General features: G+C 68.8%; 19 protein-coding genes. 3 read left to right on the top strand and 16 right to left on the bottom strand.

Annotation, left to right across the window (positions count from 1 at the left end):
* Window positions 1-29: 29 nt before the first annotated feature.
* The 12 genes from ACN0TP_RS15510 to ACN0TP_RS15565 form a co-directional block, all read right to left on the bottom strand.
* Window positions 30-533 carry a tetratricopeptide repeat protein gene (locus ACN0TP_RS15510; protein WP_417220400.1) on the bottom strand — a complete coding sequence of 168 codons (504 nt, stop codon included), beginning with the start codon at window positions 531-533 and terminating at the stop codon, window positions 30-32.
* Window positions 530-1,621, bottom strand: coding sequence for a 3-dehydroquinate synthase (gene aroB, locus ACN0TP_RS15515; RefSeq protein WP_417220402.1), 1,092 nt, complete (start codon window positions 1,619-1,621; stop codon window positions 530-532). Before aroB ends, ACN0TP_RS15510 begins: the two co-directional genes overlap by 4 nt.
* A complete protein-coding gene (locus ACN0TP_RS15520; protein ID WP_417220404.1) occupies window positions 1,618-2,151 on the bottom strand; it encodes a shikimate kinase in 534 nt (177 codons plus the stop codon). Before ACN0TP_RS15520 ends, aroB begins: the two co-directional genes overlap by 4 nt.
* Window positions 2,151-3,350, bottom strand: a complete 1,200-nt coding sequence (aroC, locus tag ACN0TP_RS15525) for a chorismate synthase (RefSeq protein WP_417220405.1) — start codon at window positions 3,348-3,350, stop codon at window positions 2,151-2,153. The genes ACN0TP_RS15520 and aroC overlap by 1 nt, the downstream gene beginning before the upstream one ends.
* Before the next feature lie 26 nt (window positions 3,351-3,376).
* Window positions 3,377-4,243 (bottom strand): shikimate dehydrogenase, encoded by an 867-nt coding sequence (locus tag ACN0TP_RS15530; protein WP_417220407.1) that lies wholly within the window; start codon window positions 4,241-4,243, stop codon window positions 3,377-3,379.
* Entirely contained in the window at window positions 4,240-5,775 is a 1,536-nt protein-coding gene (mltG, locus tag ACN0TP_RS15535) for an endolytic transglycosylase MltG (protein ID WP_417220408.1), read from the bottom strand. The genes ACN0TP_RS15530 and mltG overlap by 4 nt, the downstream gene beginning before the upstream one ends.
* A gap of 13 nt (window positions 5,776-5,788) precedes the next feature.
* The gene (gene ruvX / locus ACN0TP_RS15540; protein ID WP_417220461.1) at window positions 5,789-6,319 is read right to left on the bottom strand and encodes a Holliday junction resolvase RuvX; all 531 of its coding nucleotides are present in this window, start codon (window positions 6,317-6,319) and stop codon (window positions 5,789-5,791) included.
* On the bottom strand, window positions 6,313-9,006 hold the full coding sequence (alaS, locus tag ACN0TP_RS15545; protein ID WP_417220410.1) for an alanine--tRNA ligase: 2,694 nt from the start codon (window positions 9,004-9,006) through the stop codon (window positions 6,313-6,315). Before alaS ends, ruvX begins: the two co-directional genes overlap by 7 nt.
* Before the next feature lie 50 nt (window positions 9,007-9,056).
* A complete protein-coding gene (locus ACN0TP_RS15550) occupies window positions 9,057-9,302 on the bottom strand; it encodes a hypothetical protein (RefSeq protein ID WP_417220411.1) in 246 nt (81 codons plus the stop codon).
* A 9-nt stretch (window positions 9,303-9,311) separates the two neighbouring features.
* Window positions 9,312-9,683 (bottom strand): DUF948 domain-containing protein, encoded by a 372-nt coding sequence (locus ACN0TP_RS15555; protein WP_417220413.1) that lies wholly within the window; start codon window positions 9,681-9,683, stop codon window positions 9,312-9,314.
* 238 nt (window positions 9,684-9,921) lie between these two features.
* Window positions 9,922-10,548: a 30S ribosomal protein S4 gene (gene rpsD / locus ACN0TP_RS15560; RefSeq protein ID WP_417220414.1), complete on the bottom strand. Its 627-nt coding sequence runs from the start codon at window positions 10,546-10,548 to the stop codon at window positions 9,922-9,924.
* Between the two features lie 192 nt (window positions 10,549-10,740).
* The gene (locus ACN0TP_RS15565; RefSeq protein ID WP_417220463.1) at window positions 10,741-12,078 is read right to left on the bottom strand and encodes a replication-associated recombination protein A; all 1,338 of its coding nucleotides are present in this window, start codon (window positions 12,076-12,078) and stop codon (window positions 10,741-10,743) included.
* A gap of 181 nt (window positions 12,079-12,259) precedes the next feature.
* On the opposite strand from ACN0TP_RS15565, the gene dtd reads away from it, so the two are divergent.
* Window positions 12,260-12,700 (top strand): D-aminoacyl-tRNA deacylase, encoded by a 441-nt coding sequence (dtd, locus tag ACN0TP_RS15570; protein ID WP_417220416.1) that lies wholly within the window; start codon window positions 12,260-12,262, stop codon window positions 12,698-12,700.
* A 16-nt stretch (window positions 12,701-12,716) separates the two neighbouring features.
* On the opposite strand, the gene ACN0TP_RS15575 is transcribed toward dtd, so the two are convergent.
* From ACN0TP_RS15575 to hisS, 3 genes are all read right to left on the bottom strand, one after another.
* On the bottom strand, window positions 12,717-13,634 hold the full coding sequence (locus tag ACN0TP_RS15575; RefSeq protein WP_417220417.1) for a hypothetical protein: 918 nt from the start codon (window positions 13,632-13,634) through the stop codon (window positions 12,717-12,719).
* 100 nt (window positions 13,635-13,734) lie between these two features.
* Window positions 13,735-15,528: an aspartate--tRNA ligase gene (aspS, locus tag ACN0TP_RS15580; RefSeq protein WP_417220418.1), complete on the bottom strand. Its 1,794-nt coding sequence runs from the start codon at window positions 15,526-15,528 to the stop codon at window positions 13,735-13,737.
* 122 nt (window positions 15,529-15,650) lie between these two features.
* Window positions 15,651-16,988, bottom strand: a complete 1,338-nt coding sequence (hisS, locus tag ACN0TP_RS15585; protein ID WP_417220420.1) for a histidine--tRNA ligase — start codon at window positions 16,986-16,988, stop codon at window positions 15,651-15,653.
* A 226-nt stretch (window positions 16,989-17,214) separates the two neighbouring features.
* Here hisS and ACN0TP_RS15590 point away from each other — a divergent pair, with 226 nt between their 5' ends.
* Both ACN0TP_RS15590 and ACN0TP_RS15595 read left to right on the top strand, forming a co-directional pair.
* On the top strand, window positions 17,215-18,840 hold the full coding sequence (locus ACN0TP_RS15590) for a DUF349 domain-containing protein (protein WP_417220422.1): 1,626 nt from the start codon (window positions 17,215-17,217) through the stop codon (window positions 18,838-18,840).
* A gap of 138 nt (window positions 18,841-18,978) precedes the next feature.
* Window positions 18,979-19,575 (top strand): hypothetical protein, encoded by a 597-nt coding sequence (locus ACN0TP_RS15595; RefSeq protein WP_417220424.1) that lies wholly within the window; start codon window positions 18,979-18,981, stop codon window positions 19,573-19,575.
* On the opposite strand, the gene ACN0TP_RS15600 is transcribed toward ACN0TP_RS15595, so the two are convergent.
* A complete protein-coding gene (locus tag ACN0TP_RS15600) occupies window positions 19,572-21,800 on the bottom strand; it encodes a RelA/SpoT family protein (RefSeq protein WP_417220465.1) in 2,229 nt (742 codons plus the stop codon). The genes ACN0TP_RS15595 and ACN0TP_RS15600 overlap by 4 nt on opposite strands.
* Between the last annotated feature and the right edge of the window lie 205 nt (window positions 21,801-22,005).

The raw sequence follows: 22,005 nt of genomic DNA on the forward strand, positions 1-22,005 counted from the left end.
GGCGCAATTGTCAAAAAACCATAGCCATTCTAACGTACGGCCGCGGACTTGGCCTGCGCGGCGGCCAGCGACCGGCGGGAGATCTCGATCCGGAACTGCTCGTCCCCGGCTTCGATGCGCAGTTCCAAGGCCGTGCGGAAGCGCGTCACGGCAGCGTGGTAGTCGCCCACCGTGTAGTACAGGACCCCGAGCTGCTGCTGCAGCACCGCCTCGTGGGCGCTGTCCTTGTACTCCTCGATGAGGTTGCGCAGGCGCTTGATGGCGCGTTCCGGGTCGCCACTGGCCCGCACCACGTCGGCGTCGACCACCCGCATCGGGAAGTTCTGCGGATCCAGCAGCCGGGTCTCGGTGACCAGCTCGGCAGCGGCGGAGACGTTGCCCCGTGCCACCTCGATCATCACCTGTTCCACGGGGTTGGCCGTGTCGAAGGCGCCGCTGGCGGCTGCCTCGTCCATGACCTCGGCCAGCAGCGTCCCGGGGTGGATGGACAGTCCCGGGATGCCGGTGGGGATCCAGTCGATGTCGGCACTCATTCGGCGATCTCCTGGTAGGCGGCGAACAGCAGCGAGGTGTCCGGGACCTCCAGCATGCCCGGCTTGGCCAGGTCGTCCAGGACGACGAAGCGCAACAGGTCACCGCGTGCCTTCTTGTCCCGGCGCATCCCGTCCAGCAGGGCGGCCCAACGGTCCTTGCGGTAGGTCACCGGCAGGCCGAGCGAGGCCAGGATGTCACGGTGCCTGTCGGCCAGCTCGTCGCTGATGCGGCCCATGGACCGGGCCAGCTCGGCGGCGAAGACCAGCCCGATGGACACCGCCGCGCCGTGGCGCATCTGGTACCGCTCGGCCAGTTCGATCGAATGGGCCAGGGTGTGTCCGTAGTTCAGGAATTCGCGCTGCCCGGCCTCGCGCAGGTCGGCGGAGACGACGGCCGCCTTCACGGCGATGGAGCGTTCGATGATCTCGCGCAGTTCGGGTGTCCCGGCGGTGGAGGCGGCCTGTGGGTCGGCTTCGATGATCTCGAGGATGCGCGGATCGGCGATGAAACCGCATTTGACGGCCTCGGCCAGGCCGGTGACCAGTTCGTTCGGGGGCAGCGTCGCCAGGGCGTCCAGGTCAACGAGCACGCCGGCCGGCGGGTGGAAGGCGCCGACCAGGTTCTTGCCCTCCGCTGTGTTGATGCCGGTCTTGCCGCCGACCGCGGCGTCCACCATGCCCAGCAGGCTGGTGGGCACGTGGATGACCTTGACCCCGCGCAGCCAGGTGGCGGCGACGAAACCTGCAAGGTCGGTGACCGCGCCGCCGCCGACGGCGACGATGGCGTCCGAACGGGTGAAGTCGTTCTGGCCCAGGACCTTCCAGCAGAACGAGGCGACCTCGATGTGCTTGCCTTCCTCGGCGTCGGGGATCTCGGCGGTCATGGCTGTGAATCCCGCGGATTCCAGGTCGGATTTGACGGTGTCCCCGGTGGTCCGCAGGGCGCGCGGGTGGATGATCAGGACCTTGCGGACGCGTTCACCGAGCAGCGCCGGCAACTCGCCCAGCAGTCCCCCGCCGACCACGACGTCGTAGTTCTGCTCGGGGGCCGAACCCGTGACGGAGATTCGGGTTGAAGCGCTGCTCATGTGGTGATGCCTCCAGTGGTTGATGCACGACGCCGGTAGGCGTCGAGGATGTGCTCGGCCAGTTCCGCCACGGTACCGGTGCGTGCGTCGACGGTCAGTGTCGCGCAGTGGCGGTAGTGGGCTTCGCGGGCCGCGAAGATCTTGACCCAGCGGTCCAGCGGGTTGCCCTCCAGCAGCGGGCGTCCCGGTGCACCGGCGATGCGTGCGGTGACGGTTTCCAGGTCGGTTTCCAGATAGACCGTATACCCCGCGCGCAGCAGGGCCCGGTTCTCCGGGGCCAGCACCGCCCCTCCCCCGGTGGCGATGACTGCCGGTTCCCCGGTGGTGGATGCCTCGGCCAGGGCGGCCGACTCCAGGGCGCGGAAGGCCGGTTCGCCTCCCGCGGCGAAGATGTCGGCGATGCTGCCGTGGGCCGCGGTGACCTCGGCGTCGGTGTCGATGAAGGCGACACCGAGCCGGGATGCCAGTTCGCGCCCCACCACCGACTTGCCGGTGGCCATGGGGCCGATCAGGAAGATGCCTGCGGACATCAGGGGCGGCCCGAGCCCAGTTCCGCGGGAATGGCTGCCAGGTAGGCCTCCAGGTTCCGACGCGTCTCGGCGAGGGAATCGCCACCGAACTTCTCGGTGACCGCCTCGGCCAGGACCAGGGCGACCATCGCCTCGGCCACGACTCCGGCTGCCGGAACCGCACAGACATCGGAACGCTGGTGGTGGGCCGTGGTGGGTTCGCCGGTGGCCACGTCCACGGTGCGCAGGGCGCGCGGGACGGTGGCGATCGGCTTCATGGCGGCACGTACGCGCAGGGGGTCCCCGATGCTCATGCCGCCTTCGATGCCGCCGGCACGGTTGGAGGTGCGGCGGATGGTTCCGTCGCCGTCCCGCACGATCTCGTCGTGGGCGGCCGAACCGCGGCGGGAGGCCGTCAGGAAGCCGTCGCCGACCTCGACGCCCTTGATCGCCTGGATGCCCATGAGGGCGGCCGCCAGGCGGCCGTCCAGGCGGCGGTCCCAGTGGACGTAGGAACCCAGCCCGGAGGGCAGGTTGTAGGCGATGACCTCCACGATGCCGCCCAGGGTCTCGCCGTCCTTGTGCGCGGCGTCGACCTCGGCGACCATGGCGTCGGAGGTGTCGCGGTCAAAGCAGCGCAGCGGGTCGGCATCCAGGGCGACCACGTCGGAGGGGATCGGGACCGCGGAGCCCTCGGGGGACGAGACGGTGCCGACGGCCACCGTGTGGCTGACCAGTTCGATGCCCAGGCCGGCGAGGAATCGTGCCGCTGCGGTGCCGAGGGCGACGCGGGCCGCGGTTTCGCGGGCGCTGGCGCGCTCCAGGACCGGGCGGGCGTCGTCGAAGCCGTATTTCTGCATGCCGGTGAAGTCGGCGTGTCCCGGGCGTGGCCGTGTCAGGGGCGCATTGCGGGCGAGAGATTCAAGTTCGGTGGCGTCGACGGGGTCGGCGTTCATGACCTTTTCCCATTTGGGCCATTCGGTGTTGGCGACCTCGATGGCCACCGGTCCGCCCTGGGTCAGCCCGTGGCGGACGCCTCCCAGGAAGGTGACCTGGTCCTTTTCGAACTTCATGCGGGCACCGCGGCCGTATCCGAGACGGCGCCGTGCCAGCGCATCCTGGACATCGGAAGTGGTCAGGGGCACGCCGGCAGGCAGGCCCTCCAGGATTCCAACGAGTGCGGGGCCGTGTGATTCGCCCGCCGTCAACCAACGCAACATGAAGACCATACTGCCATGTCCGGGGGTCAGTGGATCGGGTGCGGCAGCCCTACTGCGTCACACATCACATTTGTGACTTCGGGCCAATCGGCGTCGCGGATGCCGGTGAACAGGCGTACCTGCTCCACCGCCTGGTGCAGCAACATGGACAGCCCCCCGACCACCGATCCACCGGCGGCGGACCAGGCGGAGCCCAGCGCGCTGGGCCACGGGTCGTAGGCGACATCCAACAGCGGCGTTCCCGCGCGCAGGGCCTTCAATCCCAGCCGTTCGGGGAGCCCGTCGGCTGCGTGGGGTGGAAGCGTGGAGACGACTGCGTCGTATCCGCCCATCCGATCCGCAGCGGCGTCCACGTCGATGGCCTCGGTGGTGTGCCCCAGGGAGGAGGCCAACTCGATGACACCGCGGGCCCGCTCGGGCGTGCGGACCACGAAGTCCAGGTGGGTGGCCCCCAGCAGCGACAGTGCCTCGGTGGCCGCACTGGCGGTGCCACCGGCACCCAACACGGCCACGGTGTCCACCCGCGTGGCACCGGCGTCGGTGAGGGCGCGGACGATTCCCTCGACGTCGGTGTTCTCCCCGCGCAGCCGGATGGCCCCCGGTTCCCCGCTGACCACGATGGTGTTCAGCACCCCCAGGCGCCTGACCCGCTCGGAGACCTCATCCATGAACGGGACCATCGCCTGCTTCAGCGGCATGGTCACCGAGGCCCCCCGCCACCCGGGTTCGGTGCCCAGCATCTGGGCCAGCTGAGCCGCCTCTGCGGCTCCGGCATCGATGGAACCGTACTGGAGGTCCACCCCCAGCGCCGCGTAGGCGGCCAGGTGCAGGGCCGGGGACTTGGAATGGCTGATCGGCTGGCCGAAGACCGCGGCCCGTCCGGTGATGCTCACTTGCAGGTCGCCTCGTTCGCCTGGCACCAGTCGCGGAACTGCTGCTGGTAGACCTTGTGCTGCTCGTAGGTCTTGGCGAACTTCGTCTCGCCCGTCTGGGTGTTGACGGTGACCCAGTAGTAGTAGTCGTTCTTCTCCGGGTGGATGGCCGCCTCGATCGCCGTGTCGGCCGGGGAGCCGATGGGCGTGGGCGGAAGTCCCTGATGGGCGTAGGTGTTGTATTTGTTGGACTTGTCGGCCTTCTCCTGCTTGGTCAACTGCAGCGTGTAGCGGTCCAGTCCATAGATGACGGCGGAGTCGACCTGGAGATAGCCGCCGGTTTCGGTGTTGTCGGGTTTCAGGCGGTTGTCCAACGCGCCGGAGACGGTCTTGTAGTCCTTCGGGCGTGCCTCGGCCTGGAGGATGCTGGCGATCTTGAGCATCTTGTACTGCTCCGCGGGATCCGTCACGCCCTGGCTGGTGAGTTCCTTCAGCGTCGCGTCCACCATCTGCTGCAGGATGTCCTTGGCGCTGGCATCGAGTGGGAAACGGTATTCGCCGGGGTGCAGGAAGCCCTCGAGGTTGCTCACCGGTGCCTTGAGGCCGAAGTCCCCTGGCTTCTTGTTCAGCGCCGCCAGGTCGGCGACGGGAATGCCGGTGGCCTTGTTGACCGCCTCGAAGACCGCCGTCGTGCGCACGTTCTGCTTGATGGCGACATAGTTGACCTTCTCGGCTGCCTGGCCCACGAGGATCGTTGCTGCGTCGAGGGCGCGCATCTTGTACTTGAGCTCGTATTTGCCGGGGTGGATGGTCTTGTTCTCCGCGTCGACCTGTTGGATAGCGTCGATGAAGATCGTCTTGTCGGACACGATGCCGTCGTCGGCCAGGTGGCCCCCGATCTGTCCCGGGCCCCACCCCGGCTCCACGGTGAAGGTGACGCTGCCCTCGCCGGGGCCCGGGTAGTCCTCAGGGGCCCACATGCCCAGGAAGTTCTGCAAGATCAGCACGGTGCCGGCCAGGATCACCGCGAAGACGCCCACCATGATGGCCATGATGATGTTGCGGCGGCGCCGCCGGCGCTTGCGGACCCCCGGGGTGGTTCGTCCCCCGGACAGCAGGAAACTCGTGGTGGGGTCCTCGTCCTCGACCGGTTCACCGTCGTCGGATGCGGCCTCGGGGTGCTCGTGCACCGCGTCGGATTCGGGCGCGGCGTCGGTGGCCCCGTCGTCCACGGGGTGCGCCTGGAGGACTTCTGCGTGGTGGTGGTCCCTGACGGGCAATTCCTCCAGTGGAGCGGCCTCGGCGGCCGGCACGCTCTCCTGCGGCCCGGACTCCGGAGCGGTAGCGGGTGCGCCATGGCGCGATGGATGCCGGGGCTCCTCGGAGGAGTCCGCGTCAGGTGCGTGGTCCAGCGGTGCCGTGGGTTCGGCGCGCCGACGGCCCGAGCGGAGGCGACGGAACGGAGCGTTCCCGTGGGGAGCGTCGGCGCCGCCGGCGCGCTCCTGGGGGTCCCCCGGCTCGGCGCCGGGACCTCCGGGGTGCTTGTCGTTCATCAGATGATGTCCTTCAGTCAAGTTCCGTGCTGGCGGGAAGTGTGCCGTGTTCCACGGCCTCGCCGACATCCCGCTGTAGCGATTTTTGCATGTCCACCGCTTGTTGCAGAATATCCGCAGCCGCAACCTGGTCCACGACCTGGCGGTGTTTGCGTCCGTCAAGCCCCGATTCACGCAGCGCGCGATGGGCCGAAACGGTGGTCAGCCGCTCATCGATCAACCGCACCGGGATGCCCGGTGCCGGCTCGGAGAGCTCCCCGGCCAGCAGGTCTGCATACTCCCGGGCCATGCGGGTGGACCCGGTTTCACGGCCCTGCAACGAGCGGGGGAGGCCGACGAAGACCTGGACGGCAGCGTGCTCGCGGGCCAAGCGGGCGAGGACACGCACGTCGCTGTTCTTCTTTGCATCCCTGGCCAGGGTCTTCAACGGGGTTGCCAGCACGCCGTCGGGGTCGCAGAGCGCGACACCGACACGGGCCAGGCCCACGTCGACGCCGAGCTTGACGCCGCGGGGGTAACCCGCGGCGTCCGCGCCGCTCAGGATCGCTCCGAGATCTGGCGGAGCACGGCTGCCAGTGCGTCGGGGGTCTTGGAGGCATCGGAGCCGCCACCTTGGGCCACGTCGTCCTTGCCGCCGCCGCCGCCTCCGAGGATGCCCGCGGCGGTGCGCACCAGCGCGCCGGCCTTCACCCCGGCGGCACGGGCCGCGTCATTGGTGGCCACCAGGACCAGGGGACGATCGTTGGCGACACCGGTCAGCGCGACGGCGGCTGCCTCGGATCCCAGGCGCGAGCGCAGGTCCAGGGCCAGGGCCCGCAGGTCATCCGCGGAGGCCACCGGACCGGCGTCGTGCGCCAGGACCTTGACCCCGGCGACGTCGCGTGCCTGCGAGGCCAGCGCGCCGGCCTGGGCGGTCCGCTGCTCGGCCCGGAGTTTCTCGATTTCCTTTTCGGCGGCCTTCAGCTTGGCCAGCGTTGCGTGGATGCGGTCCGTGAGTTCGGCCGACGGGACGCGGAAGAGGTCGGTCAACTCGTTGACCAGGGTCCGTTCGGCGGCACCGTGGCGGAACGCCTCCATGCCCACCAGGGCCTCCACGCGCCGGTTTCCCGAGCCCACCGACTGTTCGCCGAGCAGGGTCAGGGTGCCGATCTGCGAGGTGTTCGCCACATGGGTGCCGCCGCAGAGTTCACGCGACCAGGCGCCGTCGATCTCCACGACGCGTACCGTATTGCCGTACTTTTCCCCGAACAGGCTCATGGCACCGAGGTTCTTGGCCTCGGCCAGCGGCATCACGGTGGTCTGCACGTCGAAGTCGTTGCGGATGGCCAGGTTCGCGACTTCCTCCACCTCGGAGCGCGCGGCGGCGGAGAGGGCCTCGGTCCAGCTGAAGTCAAAGCGCAGGTAGCCGGCCTTGTTGAAGGATCCCGACTGCAGGGCCTCCGGGCCGAGGATCTGGTGCAGGGCCGCATGGACCAGGTGGGTGGCCGAGTGGGCCTGCTCCCCCGAACGCCGCCGCTGGGTGTCGACCTGGGCGGTCACCTGGGCGTCGGCGGGCAGTTCGCCCTCGCGCACGACGGCGCGATGCACCGAGAGCCCCTTGACCGGCGCCTGGACGTCCAGGACCTCGACCACGAATCCGTCACCGGTGATCAATCCGACGTCGGCTGCCTGTCCGCCGGCTTCGGCGTAGAACGGGGTCTCGTTGAGCACGAGTTCGATTTCCTGGCCCTGTTCGGCGAACGGCACCAGTACCCCGTCGCGGACGATGCCGCGGACGCTGGATCCGCTGGCCAGTTCGTCGTAGCCGGTGAAGATCGTGTCCCCGGCGCCGTGCAGCTGGGAGAACACGCTCAGGTCGGCATGTCCTGCCTTCTTGGACTTGGCATCCTTCTGCGCCCGCTGGCGCTGTTCGGACATCAGCGACCTGAAAGCCTCCTCGTCGACGGCCAGGCCGGCCTCGGAGGCCATCTCCAGCGTCAGGTCAATGGGGAATCCGTAGGTGTCGTGCAGGGCGAACGCCTCTTCGCCCGACAGGTGGGTTCCTGCGGCCTTCGACGCGGTCACCGCCTGTTCCAGGCGCGCGGTGCCGCTGGCGATGGTGCGCAGGAAGGCACGCTCCTCGGCGTAGGCGATGCGCGAGATGCGCGCGAAGTCTGTGTCGACCTCCGGGTAGACGCCCTTCATGGCGTCGCGGGAGACCGGCAGCAGCTCCGGAAGCACGGGGTCCTCCACGCCGAGCAGGCGCATGGCCCGCACCGCACGGCGGATCAGGCGGCGCAGCACGTAGCCGCGCCCCTCGTTGGAGGGGGACACCCCGTCGCTGATGAGCATCAGTGACGAACGGATGTGGTCGCCGACGACCCGCAGGCGCACGTCGTCGGTGTGGTTCGGGTCGGCGGGATCCTCCGTCGAGGTGTATTCGCGTCCCGCCAGGTCGGCCGCCCGGTCGATCACGGGGCGGACCTGGTCGGTCTCGTACATGTTCTCCACGCCCTGCAGGATCATCGCCAGGCGTTCGAGGCCGAGCCCGGTGTCGATGTTCTTCTGCGGCAGTTCCCCGGCGACGTCGAAGTCGGTCTTGGAGCGGACCGCCGAGAGGCGGTACTGCATGAACACGAGGTTCCAGATCTCGATGAACCGGGTCTCGTCGACCGCCGGGCCGCCGTCGAGCCCGTAGGCGGGACCGCGGTCGTAGTAGATCTCCGAGCAGGGACCACCGGGGCCGGGCTGGCCGGTGCTCCAGTAGTTGTCCTCCTTGCCGGTGCCCACGATGCGTTCCTCGGGGATCCCGACCACGTCGCGCCAGATGTGGCGGGCCTCGTCGTCGCGTTCGTCGCCGTCCTCGTAGACGGTCACCCACAGCCGCTCGGGATCCAGGCCGAAGCAGCCGTCCTCGACGGAACCGGTGAGCAGTTCCCAGGCGAAGGGGATCGCCTCGGCCTTGAAGTAGTCGCCGAAGGAGAAGTTCCCGGCCATCTGGAAGAAGGTTCCGTGGCGGACGGTCTTGCCGACCTCTTCGATGTCGGCGGTGCGGATGCACTTCTGCACGCTGACGGCGCGGTTGTAGGGTGCCTGTTCCCGGGCAGTCAGGTAGGGAATGAAGGGGACCATCCCGGCGACGGTGAACAGCAACGAGGGATCGCTGGAGACCAGCGAGGCGCTGGGCACCGGGGTGTGGCCCTTGGCGGCGAAGAACTCAATCCACCGGCTGGCGATTTCCTGCGATTTCATGACTGCTGATGATCCCTTCGTGGAATGGGTGTTCGAGGCGGTGCTGCGGCTCAGCCGCGGTGGCTGGGTCCGCCGGCCGGCGGCTGGTCCAGGCCCAGGGCGGCACGCAGTTCGGTTTCCCGGCCGTGCATGCCGTCGCGGAAGGCGTCGGCCGAGTAGGCCAGCGCATCGGCGAGCCGGCCGACGGAGCGGTTCAGGCCGTCCCGGCCGAGGTTCTGCTTCACCGAGCCGACCTTGCGGGCGGCGAGCACGCCGACGCCCACGCCGATGCCGACCCAAAAGAGCTTCCTGATCATGCTGGCCTCCTAGCGGCTGCGGCGGCCGGTGCCGCCGGATCGTGCGTTGACGGCGCTGCGGACGCCATGCGTGAACGCCGCAACCTTGATCAGCGGACCGCCCAGGACCGTGGCGGCCAGCGAGGAGAGCGCCGTGACATTGGCCGTGGCATCGGAGACGTTGTTGGTGATCCCGTCCACCTTCTGCAGCTGGGCGTTGGTGGAGGCCACGGTGGTGGTGACCTCTTCGAGCAGCGGGCTGGTGCCGTCGGAGAGCTCGCGGACGGCCAGGCGCAGTTCGTCGAAGACCTTTCCGAGCTTCAGCACGGGCACTGCCAACAAGGCGACGAGGATGGCGAAGACCCCTGCCGCGATGAGGCCGGCGATATCGGACCCGGTCATATGGAACTGCTCCTCCTGCTAGGCGCTAATCAACAATGACCTACAGTACCGTTTCCGCGCACCGGGGGCCTGCGGCACACCCCGGATCCGGTTCGGAAAGTCACGGCGGTGTCCCCATCGCTCCCGAACGGCAACCAGGGGAACGACGACGGCTCCAACGCACGGAGCCCGTGACCTGTCGGTCACGGGCTCCGTGTGGTGCGCGTACCGCGCCCCGGGATTCAGCTGCTGCTGGTTCCTAGCGGGCGTAGTACTCGACGACGAGGTTCTCTTCGCAGGTCACGGGGACCTCGGAGCGCTTCGGGCGGCGCACGAGGCGGGCCTGCAGCGATTCCAGCTTGACGTCCAGGTAGGCCGGGGCGGCCGGGAGGACATCGCGGTGGGCGCCGGCGGCGGCCACCTGGAACGGAACCATGGTCTCGGACCGCTCGTGCACGGCGACCAGCTGGCCTTCGCTCACGCGGAACGACGGACGGTCAACGCGCTGGCCATCAACCACGATGTGGCGGTGGACGACGAGCTGACGGGCCTGGGCGATGGTGCGGGCGAACCCGGCACGCAGGACCAGGGCGTCCAGACGCATTTCGAGCAGTTCCACCAGGTTCTCACCGGTCTGGCCGGCGGTGCGCTTGGCTTCCTCGAAGTAGCGGGCCATCTGCGATTCGCGGATGCCGTACTGGGCGCGCAGACGCTGCTTTTCGCGCAGGCGCACCGCGTAGTCGGAGTCCTGCTTCTTGCGGGCGCGTCCATGCTGGCCGGGGCCATAGGGACGACGCTCCATGTACTTTTCTGCCTTGGGGGTCAAGGCGAGGCCGAGGGAACGCGACAGGCGGACCTTACGGCGGGCACGGGTGTTGTTAGCCACTGGTGTCCTTCTTCTCTTACGGCGACTGTGTGTTACTGGCCTCCATGTCGGAGAGTTAAGGGAAGTCGCTCCCTTGGTACTACAACTCGACCTCCATCCACGGCACCAGGGTGCCCCCGAAGGGTCATGCGGAAGGGATCGGCTTGCCAGCCAAGGGTCCATCCTAGCATCGTGGGCACCGCCGTCGTGCATTCAGCGCCCGCGGATGATCCTCCGGATCCGGGCCAGGCGCTCCCCGATGCCCCGTTCATTGCCGTTGGCGTTCGGGGTGTAGTAGTCCCGTCCCACCAGGTCATCCGGCGCGTACTGCTGTTCGGCGATCGAGTGCGGGGCGTCGTGGGAGTAAATGTACCCCTTGCCGTGGCCGAGCTGGCCGGCCCCCGGATAGTGGGCGTCGCGCAGGTGGGTGGGGATGCCCTGGCCCTTGCCGGCCCGCACGTCGGCGATGGCCGCGTTGATCCCGTTGTAGGCGGCGTTCGATTTCGGTGCGGTGGCCAGGTGGACCACCGCCTGGCCCAGGATGATCCGCCCCTCCGGCATGCCGATCAGCTGGACCGCCTGGGCGGCAGCCACAGCTGTCTGCAGCGCGGTGGGGTCCGCCATGCCGATGTCCTCCGAGGCGCTGATCATGATCCGCCGGGCGATGAACCGGGGGTCCTCCCCCGCCTCGATCATCTTGGCGAGGTAGTGCAGGGCGGCGTCGACGTCGGAACCCCTGATGGATTTGATGAACGCGCTGATGACGTCGTAGTGCTGGTCCCCGGCCCGGTCGTAGCGCTGGACGGCTGCGTCCATGGCCCGTTCGGCGTGGGAGGCGTCCACGGTGATCCGCTCCGGTGGTGCCTCTTCGCCCGCGGCGGGGGCATCGCCGTCGTGCTCCGGGGAGGTGGCGCCGGCCTGTTCGCCCCAGGCGACGCCGGCTGCGGCTTCCAGTGCGGTCAGGGCGCGGCGGGCGTCACCTCCGGAGAGCCGGACGATGTGGTCCAACGCCGCGGGTTCCAGGGCCACCGTGTCCTCGAGTCCGCGGGGATCCCCGACGGCGCGGAGGACCAGGTCGCGGATGTCGTCCTCTTCGAGGGGTTTGAGCGTGAGCAGCAGGGAGCGCGAAAGCAGCGGGGAGACGACCGAGAAGGACGGGTTCTCCGTGGTGGCGGCGATGAGCACCACCCAGCGGTTCTCCACCCCGGGCAGCAGTGCGTCCTGCTGGGCCTTGGTGAACCGGTGGATCTCGTCCAGGAACAACACGGTGGTGATGGAGTTCATGTCGCGGTCGGTCAGCGCCTGGTCCATGACGCGGCGGACGTCCTTGACGCCTGCGGTGATGGCGCTGAGTTCGACGAACCGGCGGCCCGGGGCGCGGGCGATGACGTGCGCGATGGTGGTCTTGCCGGTGCCCGGTGGACCCCAGAGGATGACGCTGGAGGGGCCTGAGGGGCCGGGGCCGTCGACGCCGGCGAGCTGTCGGAGTGGGGAGCCGGGCTTGAGCAGGTGCTGCTGCCCGACGAGCTCGGCGACCGTGCGGGGGCGCATGCGCACCGCCAGCGGTGGACGCGGCCGCGAGGCGCGGCCGGGCTCGTCCTCGGCGTCGTCCTGGGGGCTGAGCAAATCTCTCACCCATCCACCCTAGTGCCTGCCCGGGGGGCGTGCCGGTGTGCCTGCCGCGGCCGGATACGGTGGACGGGGAACTGGCCACGGAGACAAGGACACGGGTGTGAGGGCTGTAGTGCAACGGGTGGGACGGGCCTCGGTCGAGGTGGACGGGGCGGTCGTCGGCGCCATCGATGAGCCGGGCCTGCTGGTCCTGCTGGGGGTGACGACCACCGACACCGCCGATGAGGCCGGCCGGTTGGCGGAGAAGATCTTCAGGTTGCGCATGCTCGACGATGAGCGGTCGTGTGCCGATACCGGGGCACCGGTACTGGTGGTCAGCCAGTTCACGCTCTACGGGGACGTGCGCAAGGGGCGGCGGCCCAGCTGGTCGGCCGCGGCGCCACGTGCCGTCTCCGAACCCCTGTACGAGGAGTTCATGGAACGGCTGCGCGGGCTCGGGGCCCGCGTGGAGCACGGGGTGTTCGGCGGGCACATGGAGGTGTCGCTGGTGAATTCCGGGCCGTTCACCCTCATCGTCGACACCGCGGACTTGCCCGGCTGAATCGCGCGGGTGCGGCCTAAGCGTGCGGGTCGATGACCAGGTCGATGCGCCGGGCACGGGCGCTGCGGAGCCGAAGCAACGTGTCGGCGTCTCCGGCGCGGCGGGCCGGCACCAGCCGCCACAGCGACCACGCCAGGACCAGGACGCCGAGGGCCACCATGAGCGCACCCTGCCCGTCGAGTCCGTCCTCGAGGATCCCCGGCACGCCCACCAGGCCCAACCAGAGTGCCACGGCCACCAGCCAGGCCAGCCGCTTGAGAAGAATGGTCCGTGCCGCGGCTTCCGGGGTACGGGCGGCCAGCCGTGCCGCGACGACCTCCGGGTGTCCGTCCAGGGCATCGGCGACGGGGGACGCGGAGTTGGAGGATGCAGAGTTGGACGCGGGAGCCTCGGGCAGGGCAGCGGTGGCGGAGGCGGCCACGGCCCGGGGGAATCCGTAGCGGCCGATCAGCAGGTGCCGGATGCGGGTCGCCTTGGCGTCCGGGTCGTTGCCGTCCACGCCGTCCAGCGGGCGGGCCGGGCCCTCGCGCAGGAGCACACCGAGCACGATCGCGACCACCCCTGCCAGGGCCATCATCCAGTGCGGGAACCCAGGGAACAGGTCCTCGGGCAAGCGGCTCACGACTGCGATGCCTCCGCCGAAGACCAGCACCGCGGCCGCCCCGAGGCACACCGCGCGCCGGAGCCGGCCCCGGGTCCACATCATCCACCCGCCATAGAGCAGTGCCAGTCCCAGGGCGATGACGGGCAGCAGCGGGACGAAGGGCCCGTTGAAGGAACTGCCGGCCCAGCCGCCCTCGAAGGACAGGCGCACGGCGACGAAGACCAGCATCACCCCGAACCCGAACAAGAGCAGCCGGACCAGGCGGCGCCCGGTGGAAGCCAAGCGGTCGTGGTCCAGCACCGTGCTGATGTGCTCTTCCCTCGTCGGCATGGGAGTCCTCTCGCTGGTGGGATCGGTTGCGGTAGATGCACCAAGGGCGCCCGCAACGGTTGCGGGCGCCCCCGGGTGAGCTGCTGGAGTGGAGGGGCGGCTACTTCGCCGCTTCCTCGTCCTTCGGTGCCTTCTTGGCCTCGGGCTTGGTGTCGACCCCGGCCTCCTTGCGCTGCTGGGCGGTGATCGGTGCCGGTGCCTGGGTCAGCGGGTCGTAGCCGCCGCCGGTCTTCGGGAACGCGATGACGTCGCGGATCGAATCCGAGTTGGTCAGCAGCTGCACCACGCGGTCCCAGCCGAAGGCGATTCCGCCATGCGGCGGGGCGCCGTACTTGAAGCCCTCGAGCAGGAAGCCGAACTTGGACTGCGCGGCCTCCTCGTCCAGGCCCATCAGCTTGAACACGCGTTCCTGCACGTCGCCCTGGTGGATGCGGATGGAGCCGCCGCCGATCTCGTTGCCGTTGCAGACGATGTCGTAGGCGTAGGACAGTGCGTTTTCCGGATCCTTATCGAACGTGTCCAGGAACTCCGGCTTCGGGGAGGTGAAGGCGTGGTGGACTGCCGTCCACTTGCCGGCGCCGACGGCCACGTCGCCGGAGGCCACTGCCGCCTCCGCGGATTCGAACATCGGGGCGTCGACGACCCAGACGAAGGCCCAGTCGCCGTCCTTGATCAGTCCGGTGCGGTGGCCGATCTCCACCCGGGCCGCGCCCAGCAGGGCACGGGACTCCGCGGGGGTTCCGGCGGCGAAGAAGATGCAGTCGCCGGGGTTGGCGCCCACGGTGGCTGCGAGGTTCTCGCGCTCGAAGTCGGTGAGGTTCTTGGCCACCGGTCCGGTGAGCGTGCCGTCCTCCTGGAGCAGGACGTAGGCCAGGCCCTTGGCGCCGCGCTGCTTCGCCCATTCCTGCCAGGCGTCCAGGGTGCGGCGCGGCTGCGAGGCCCCGCCGGGCATGACGACGGCGCCGACGTACGGTGCCTGGAAGACGCGGAAGGTGGTGTCCTTGAAGAAGTCCTTCAGCTCGGTCAGCTCCAGGCCGAAGCGCAGGTCCGGCTTGTCCGAACCGTACTTCTGCATCGCGTCGGCGTAGGTCATCCGCTGGATCGGGGTCGGGACCTCGACGTCGATCAGCTGCCAGAGGGCCTTCACGATCCCCTCGCCCAACGCGATGATGTCGTCCTGTTCGACGAAGGAGGCCTCGATGTCCAGCTGGGTGAATTCCGGCTGGCGGTCGGCACGGAAGTCCTCGTCGCGGTAGCAACGGGCAATCTGGTAGTACTTCTCGAACCCGCCGACCTGCAGCAGCTGCTTGAACAGCTGCGGCGACTGCGGCAGGGCGTACCAGGACCCGGGGGCCAGGCGGGCCGGGACCAGGAAGTCACGGGCGCCCTCGGGGGTCGACCGCGTCAGCGTCGGGGTCTCGATCTCGACGAAGCCCTCACCGTGGAGCAGTTCGCGCGCCACCCGGTTGACCTCGGAGCGCAGCCGGATGTTGGCGTGCGGGCCGGGGCGGCGCAGGTCCAGGTAGCGGTGGCGCAGGCGCGCCTCCTCGCCGACCTCGACGTGCTCGTCGACCTGGAACGGCAGCGGTGCCGAGGTGTTGAGCACGACGACGGACTCGGCGATGACCTCGATCTCGCCGGTGGCGAGGGCAGGGTTCTCATTTCCCTCGGGGCGCCGCTCGACGGTGCCGGTGATCTGCAGGACGAATTCGTTGCGCAGCGAGTGGAAGTCGGCCTCGTCGCGCACGACGATCTGGGCCACTCCCGAGGCATCACGCAGGTCCAGGAAGGCGACCCCTCCGTGGTCCCGGCGGCGGGCAACCCAGCCGGCCAGGGTGACGGATTGTCCAATGTGCTCGGCCCTGAGCGTGCCCAGGTCGTGAGTGCGCAGCACTGATGTCCTTTCGAAGGGTTCTTCGCGTGCGAACCGGCGGATGGCCGGGCCACGGCACGCGCTGTGGTTCGTGGATTTCCTTGGAGTTTACCGGCAGCCGGTGGCGCCGGGGCAATCGGGGGTCAGGAGGTGGTGATTCCCGGCTGCAGGTCCTCGGCGGGTGGGGTCCAGGACTGCGGGTCGGCGGCCACCTGGTCGCCGCTGCGGATGTCCTTGACCTCGTGCGTTCCCTCAGCTGTGGTGAACCAGACGAAGGGGATGCCGCGCCGGTCAGCGTAGCGGATCTGCTTGCCGAACTTCTCGGCCTTGGCGGCGACCTCCACGGCGATGCCGCGTGCCCGCAAGGCGGTGGCGACATCCTGCGCCTGGTACCAGGAGTCGTCGTCGATCAGTGCCACCAGCACGGCACTGGGCACGTCCCGGGACGCCTGCAGGCCGCCGTCGGCCAGCAGCCGGGAGACCAGGCGGGAGACACCGATGGACAGCCCGACGCCGGGGAAGACCCGGTTGCCCTTGGAGGCCAGCGACTCGTAGCGTCCGCCCGAGCAGATGGAGCCGAGCTTCTCGTGGCCGACCAGCACGGTCTCGTAGACGGTGCCGGTGTAGTAGTCCAGTCCGCGGGCGATGGACAGGTCGGCGACCACGGTGCCGGGCGCGCGCCGGCTGGCTGCCTCGATGACCTCGGTCAGTTCGGCCAGGCCCTCGTCCAGGAGTTCGTGCTGAACGCCCAGGGCGCGGACCTGTTCGACGAAGGAGGTGTCGGCGGTCCGGATGGAGGCCAGGGCCAGGGCGGCCCGGGCCTGGTCTTCGGTGGCGCCCGTTTCGCTGATGAGCAATTCGGCCACCTTGTCGGGACCGATCTTCTCCAGCTTGTCGATGCTGCGCAGCACCGCAGCGGTGTCCTCCAACCCGAGGCCGCGGTAGAAGCCCTCGGCCAGCTTGCGGTTGTTCACGCGGACGGTGAACTCCCCGATCGGCAGCGACCCCAGGGCGTCGGCGATGACCAGGGCCAGTTCGACGTCGTAGCGGAAGGGCAGGGCGCCGTCGCCAACGACGTCGATGTCGGCCTGGGTGAACTCGCGGAACCGGCCATCCTGGGGGCGTTCGCCCCGCCAGACCTTCTGGATCTGGTAGCGCCGGAAGGGGAAGGCCAGGTGTCCGGCGTTTTCCACCACGTAGCGGGCGAAGGGCACCGTGAGGTCGAAGTGCAGGGCCAGCGCGTTCGGGTCGGTACCGGCTGCCTCGCCCTCCTCGGCCTGCAGGCGGGAGAGCCCGTAGACCTCCTTGTCGATCTCGCCCTTGCGCAGCAGCTGGCCCACGGTTTCCACGGCACGGGTCTCAATGTTGGAAAAGCCATGCAGTTCAAAGGTGCGCCGGAGCGTATCCAGCACATGGAGCTCGACCAGGCGTTCGTTGGGCAGCCATTCGGGGAAACCGGACAGGGAGGCCTTGCGTGCCATATCGGGTGGAGCTCCTTCGCGAAAGTTCATGGGCGCCACGTCCCCGGACCGCCGGAAACGGGTCGGGAAGCGGGCACTGACCGCACAATTCTAGGCCGTGCGATCCCGGCCCGGCGACCCGGGCGGTGGCAAACTACCGTGTTTCCGCGGCGACTCGGTAAAGTGACGGGGGAAACATGGGTCCCGGGGCACTCCCGGGACGATCCCCGACGAAAGAGTTCTAGCGGTGACCAGCTCCAAGCAATCCGACGACAACGACCAGCAGCCCGAGGCAGTGACCGGCGACGCGGCAACCACTGACGCCCCGGCAACCCCCGACGACGCGGCCCCGGCAGCGGTCGAGCCCAACGCCCCCGCGGCGGAGGAGGCACCGGCAGAGGAAACACCTGCGGAGGACACAGCGGCAGAGGACACAGCGGCTCCGCCCGCCGAGGCCCCCCGCCCCGCCCCGGTCCCGAAGCCGGCCGCCACGCCGCGGCCGATGCCCACTCCCGGGTCGGTCCCCCACCCGCCGGCCAAGCCGACACCGGCCACGGCCACCGCCGGCCAGCAGCCCCCCACCACCCCGGTGGTTCCCGCCCCGCCCGCCTACAGCAGCGACCCGGCCGAGGCCGCCAAGTTCAGCCGCGTCACCGACGACGGCCATGTCTTCGTCCTGGTCGAAGGCGAGGAATTCCCGGTCGGGCAGTACCCCGACGCCTCCCGCGAAGAGGCCCTGGCGTACTTCGTCCGCAAGCACGACGACGTCGTGAGCCAACTGCTCCTGTTGGAGCAGCGCGTGGCCGCCCAGGCCCCGTCCGCCGACATGAACAAGACCCTGGACCACCTCCAGCAACTGGTCACCGAGCGCATCATGGTCGGGGACCTGGTGGCCCTGCAGCAGCGCCTGGATGTCGTCCGCGGCGAGGTCGCCGAGCGCCAGAAGGCCGAACGCCAGGCCCAGGAGGCCAACAGGGCGAAGGAGCTCGCGGCCCGTGAGGCCATCGTCGCCGAGGCCGAGGCATTGGCCGCCCAGGACCCGGCTTCCGTGCAATGGAAGCAGGGCAGCAACCGGATGAACGAGCTCTTCGACCTGTGGAAGACCGCCCAGAAGAACGGGCCGCGTCTGGGGCGGCCCACCGAGGATGCACTCTGGAAGCGTTTCCGGGGTGCCCGGACCACGTTCGACCGGCATCGTCGGGCCTTCTTCTCCCAGCTGGACGCCGACAATTCGGAGGCCAAGCGTGCCAAGGAAGAGCTCATTGCCCGTGCCGAGGCACTGTCCGGCTCCACGGATTGGGGACCCACCGCCGGGGAATACCGTCGGCTGATGGACGAGTGGAAGGCCTCCAAGCGCGCTTCCCGCAAGGATGATGACGCCCTGTGGGCACGGTTCCGTGCGGCGCAGGACGTCTTCTTCAACGCCCGGTCCCAGGCCAATGAGGAACTGGATCAGGAATTCGAGGCGAATCTGGCCACCAAGGAGGCCATCCTGGCCGAGGCCCGCGCCCTGTTGCCGATCAAGGACCTGGCCGCCGCGAAGAAGGCCTTCGAGCCGATTCGCGACCGGTGGGAAGCCGCCGGTAAGGTGCCTCGTTCGGCCATGCAGCGCATGGAGGGTGGCATGCGGACGGTGGAAGAGGCCTTGCGCGACGCCGAGGACGAGAAGTGGCGTCGTTCCAATCCGGAAACGAAGGCCCGGACGAACAGCATGCTCTCCCAACTCGAGGACACCATCGCCGACCTCGAGTCGGATCTGGAGACTGCGAAGGCCTCCGGCAACGAGCGCAAGATCCACGCTGCCGAAGAGGCGCTCTCCGCCCGCCGTGCCTGGCTTGAAACGCTGCAGAAGTCCGCGGAGGACTTCGAGTAGAGCGCATCCCGTCGGGCCCGGGCGACCAGCACCGGGCCGCGCACGGACGAGGGCGGGACCTGTGAGGGGCCTGCCACCAGTATCCACAACTGGTGGCGGGCCCTTTATCATCGGATCGGCCTTTGCCAGAGTGTGTTCATGACAGAGCTGCTGGCCGGTCCGTCCGACACCGCCATCTACCAACCGGGAGAACCCTTCACGGCACCTGAACTTGCCGTTTTGCGGGCCGAGGGTGCGTTGCGGATCGTCCTTCCAGGCGCCTACGTCTGCGCGGCCCGGCCCGACACGGCCGAGGTCAGGACGGCGGCTGTTGCCTCGTTTCTCGGTCCACGGTTGCGCGAGGCGGCCGTCATCGGCCGGTTGACGGCCGCCTGGGTCCACGGTTGCCACCCGCTGCCGGCGGAGCTGGAGTTGCTGGTGGCCAGGTTCCACCGGCTCCCGTTGCGGCGCGGGGACCTGGGCATCTCATTGCATGAGTGCGTGCTCGGCGATGACGACGTCCTGAGAATCGGTCGGATGCAGGTGACCACACCGGTCCGTACTGCCCTCGATGTGGCCTTCCACGCGCCACCGGGTCCGGCCCGGCGGGTCCTGGCACGCATGCTCGGGACCGGCCGCATCGCCTGCAACCGTGAAGAACTCGTGGCAGCGATCGAGGCGACCGGGCGACGCCCGGGCAAGCGCGCGGCCCTGGACCTGGTCCACGGTCTGCCACATCTGGCCGCCGTACCCTAGCTCCTGCGCTTTCCCTCCGAGGTCCGGTAGACGTCGTAGACGCCATCGATGCGCCGGACGGCATTGAGGATGTGGTTGAGGTACTTCGGGTCGCCCATCTCGAAGGAGAAGCGGGAGATCGCCACCCGGTCACGGCCGGTGACGACGCTGGCCGAGAGGATGTTCACCTGGTTGTCGGAGAGCACCTTGGTCACGTCGGACAGCAGGGACTTGCGGTCCAGGGCCTCGGCCTGGATCTCCACGAGGAACACGCTGGATTGGGTGGGGGCCCATTTCACGTCCACGAGCCGCTCCGAGTGCTCCCCCAGGGCGAGCAGGTTCGCACAATCGGCACGGTGTACCGAGATGCCCGATCCACGCGTGACGAACCCGCGGATGGCGTCCGGGGGCACCGGGGTGCAGCACCGTGCCAGCTTGGCCATCACATCACCTGCGCCGGCGACCACCACGCCGGCGTCGGAGGTCTGACGGGATGTCCCGGGGGTGAAGGACGGTGTCTCGTCGAAGTCGGCTTCGTCGGGATGATCGGGGCCGACCAGCGCCGTGAGGTGTTCGATGACGTTCTGGGCCGAGGTATGCCCGTCGCCGACGGCTGCATACATCGCAGCGATGTCGCTGTGGCGCAACTGCTGGGCGACGGCGGTGAGCGTGTCGTGCGTCATCAGCTTCTGCAGTGGCAGGTTGTTCTTGCGCAGGGCGCGGGTGAGCTGGTCCTTGCCCTTGTCGATGGCCTCTTCGCGGCGTTCCTTCGTGAACCACTGCCGGATCTTGTTGCGGGCACGCGGACTCTTGACGAATCCCTGCCAATCCTGGCTGGGACCCGCTCCCTCGGCCTTGGAGGTGAAGACCTCGACCCAGTCGCCGTGGTGCAGTTCGCTGTTGAGCGGGACCAGTTTGCCGTTCACCCGGGCCCCGATGGTGCGGTGGCCGACCTCGGTGTGGACGGCGTAGGCGAAGTCCACTGGCGTCGAACCGGCGGGCAGGGCCATGACCTCGCCCTTGGGCGTGAAGACGAAGACCTCGGCCGCGTTGATCTCGAAGCGCAGCGAATCCAGGAACTCACTGGGATCGCGGGTCTCTTGCTGCCAGTCCATTACGCTGCGCAGCCAGTTCATGTCCTGGCCGTCCTGGCCGACTGCCTTCGTCTTGGCGGCCCCTGACTTGTATTTCCAGTGGGCGGCAATGCCGTATTCGGCACGGCGGTGCATGTCGTGCGTGCGGATCTGGATTTCGACCGGCTTGCCTCCGGGGCCGATGACCGTCGTGTGCAGCGACTGGTACATGTTGTACTTCGGCATGGCGATGTAGTCCTTGAACCGCCCCGGTAGCGGGTTCCATCGCGCATGCAGGCTCCCCAGGGTCGCGTAGCATTCCCTGACGGAGTCGACCAGGACGCGGACGCCCATGAGGTCGTGGATGTCGTCGAATTCCTTCCCACGCACGACCATCTTCTGGTAGATGGAGTAGTAGTGCTTCGGGCGTCCGGTGATGGTCGCCTTGATCCGCGCCTGGTGCAGGTCCTCGCCAATGAGGGTCCTGACAGTGGTCAGGTACTTTTCGCGTTCGGGGGTCCGGTCCCCCACCATGCGCACGATCTCCTCGTAGACCTTGGGGTGCAAGGCGGCAAAGGAGAGGTCCTCGAGTTCCCACTTGATGGTGTTCATGCCCAGCCGGTGGGCCAGCGGGGCGAAGATCTCCAAGGTCTCCCTGGCTTTTTTGGCGCTGGACTCCGGTGAGACATACCGCCAGGTGCGGGCATTGTGCAGCCGGTCGGCGAGCTTGATCACCAGGACCCGGATGTCCCGGGCCATGGCGATGACCATTTTCCGGACGGTCTCGGCCTGGGCGGCATCGCCGAACTGGACCTTGTCCAGCTTCGTGACCCCGTCGACCAGCATGGCGACCTCGTCGCCGAAGTCCCGGCTGAGGTCAACCAGGGAGTAGTCAGTGTCCTCGACGGTGTCGTGCAACAGTGCCGCCGCCAACGTCGTACCCGTCATCCCCATCTCCGCCAGGATCGTCGCCACGGCGACCGGATGGGTGATGTAGGGGTCGCCACTCTTGCGCTTCTGGTTCTCATGGCAGCGTTCTGCCACGGTGAACGCGCGGGTGATCAAATCCAGGTCTTCGCGGGGGCTGTTGGCGCGGACCGTGCGCAGCAATGGCTCCAGGATCGGGGGCTGCCCGGACGTGGTCCGGCCGGCGAACCTGGCCAGGCGCGACATGGTACCGCCGCGGCGTCGGGCGGGCGGGGGCGTGGGTGCCGTTTCGTCGGCCTCACGCGCTGCCCGGGCTGTGGGTTCCGCCATGGCAGCTCCTCTCGCTGGTGCCGTTCGCTCCATGCGTCCGGGCTCTGGTGCCGGTGGGCCACGGTTGGGTAGTCCCAACCGTGGCCCGTCCATTATTCAAAGTTATAGCACCCGTGGCGCT

It is taken from the genome of Arthrobacter sp. (genome assembly GCF_048266065.1).
Classification (GTDB): domain Bacteria; phylum Actinomycetota; class Actinomycetes; order Actinomycetales; family Micrococcaceae; genus Arthrobacter_H.

Excerpts from the sequence above, each read along its gene's own strand:
- ACN0TP_RS15510 (WP_417220400.1), bottom strand. The coding sequence starts at position 533 with ATGAGTGCCGACATCGACTGGATCCCCACCGGCATCCCGGGACTGTCC.
- aroB (WP_417220402.1), bottom strand. The coding sequence starts at position 1,621 with ATGAGCAGCGCTTCAACCCGAATCTCCGTCACGGGTTCGGCCCCCGAG.
- ACN0TP_RS15520 (WP_417220404.1), bottom strand. The coding sequence starts at position 2,151 with ATGTCCGCAGGCATCTTCCTGATCGGCCCCATGGCCACCGGCAAGTCG.
- aroC (WP_417220405.1), bottom strand. The coding sequence starts at position 3,350 with ATGTTGCGTTGGTTGACGGCGGGCGAATCACACGGCCCCGCACTCGTT.
- mltG (WP_417220408.1), bottom strand. The coding sequence starts at position 5,775 with ATGAACGACAAGCACCCCGGAGGTCCCGGCGCCGAGCCGGGGGACCCC.
- alaS (WP_417220410.1), bottom strand. The coding sequence starts at position 9,006 with ATGAAATCGCAGGAAATCGCCAGCCGGTGGATTGAGTTCTTCGCCGCC.
- ACN0TP_RS15550 (WP_417220411.1), bottom strand. The coding sequence starts at position 9,302 with ATGATCAGGAAGCTCTTTTGGGTCGGCATCGGCGTGGGCGTCGGCGTG.
- ACN0TP_RS15555 (WP_417220413.1), bottom strand. The coding sequence starts at position 9,683 with ATGACCGGGTCCGATATCGCCGGCCTCATCGCGGCAGGGGTCTTCGCC.
- ACN0TP_RS15565 (WP_417220463.1), bottom strand. The coding sequence starts at position 12,078 with ATGCGCCCCCGCACGGTCGCCGAGCTCGTCGGGCAGCAGCACCTGCTC.
- ACN0TP_RS15575 (WP_417220417.1), bottom strand. The coding sequence starts at position 13,634 with ATGCCGACGAGGGAAGAGCACATCAGCACGGTGCTGGACCACGACCGC.
- hisS (WP_417220420.1), bottom strand. The coding sequence starts at position 16,988 with ATGGCACGCAAGGCCTCCCTGTCCGGTTTCCCCGAATGGCTGCCCAAC.
- ACN0TP_RS15595 (WP_417220424.1), top strand. The coding sequence starts at position 18,979 with ATGACAGAGCTGCTGGCCGGTCCGTCCGACACCGCCATCTACCAACCG.
- ACN0TP_RS15600 (WP_417220465.1), bottom strand. The coding sequence starts at position 21,800 with ATGTCGCGCCTGGCCAGGTTCGCCGGCCGGACCACGTCCGGGCAGCCC.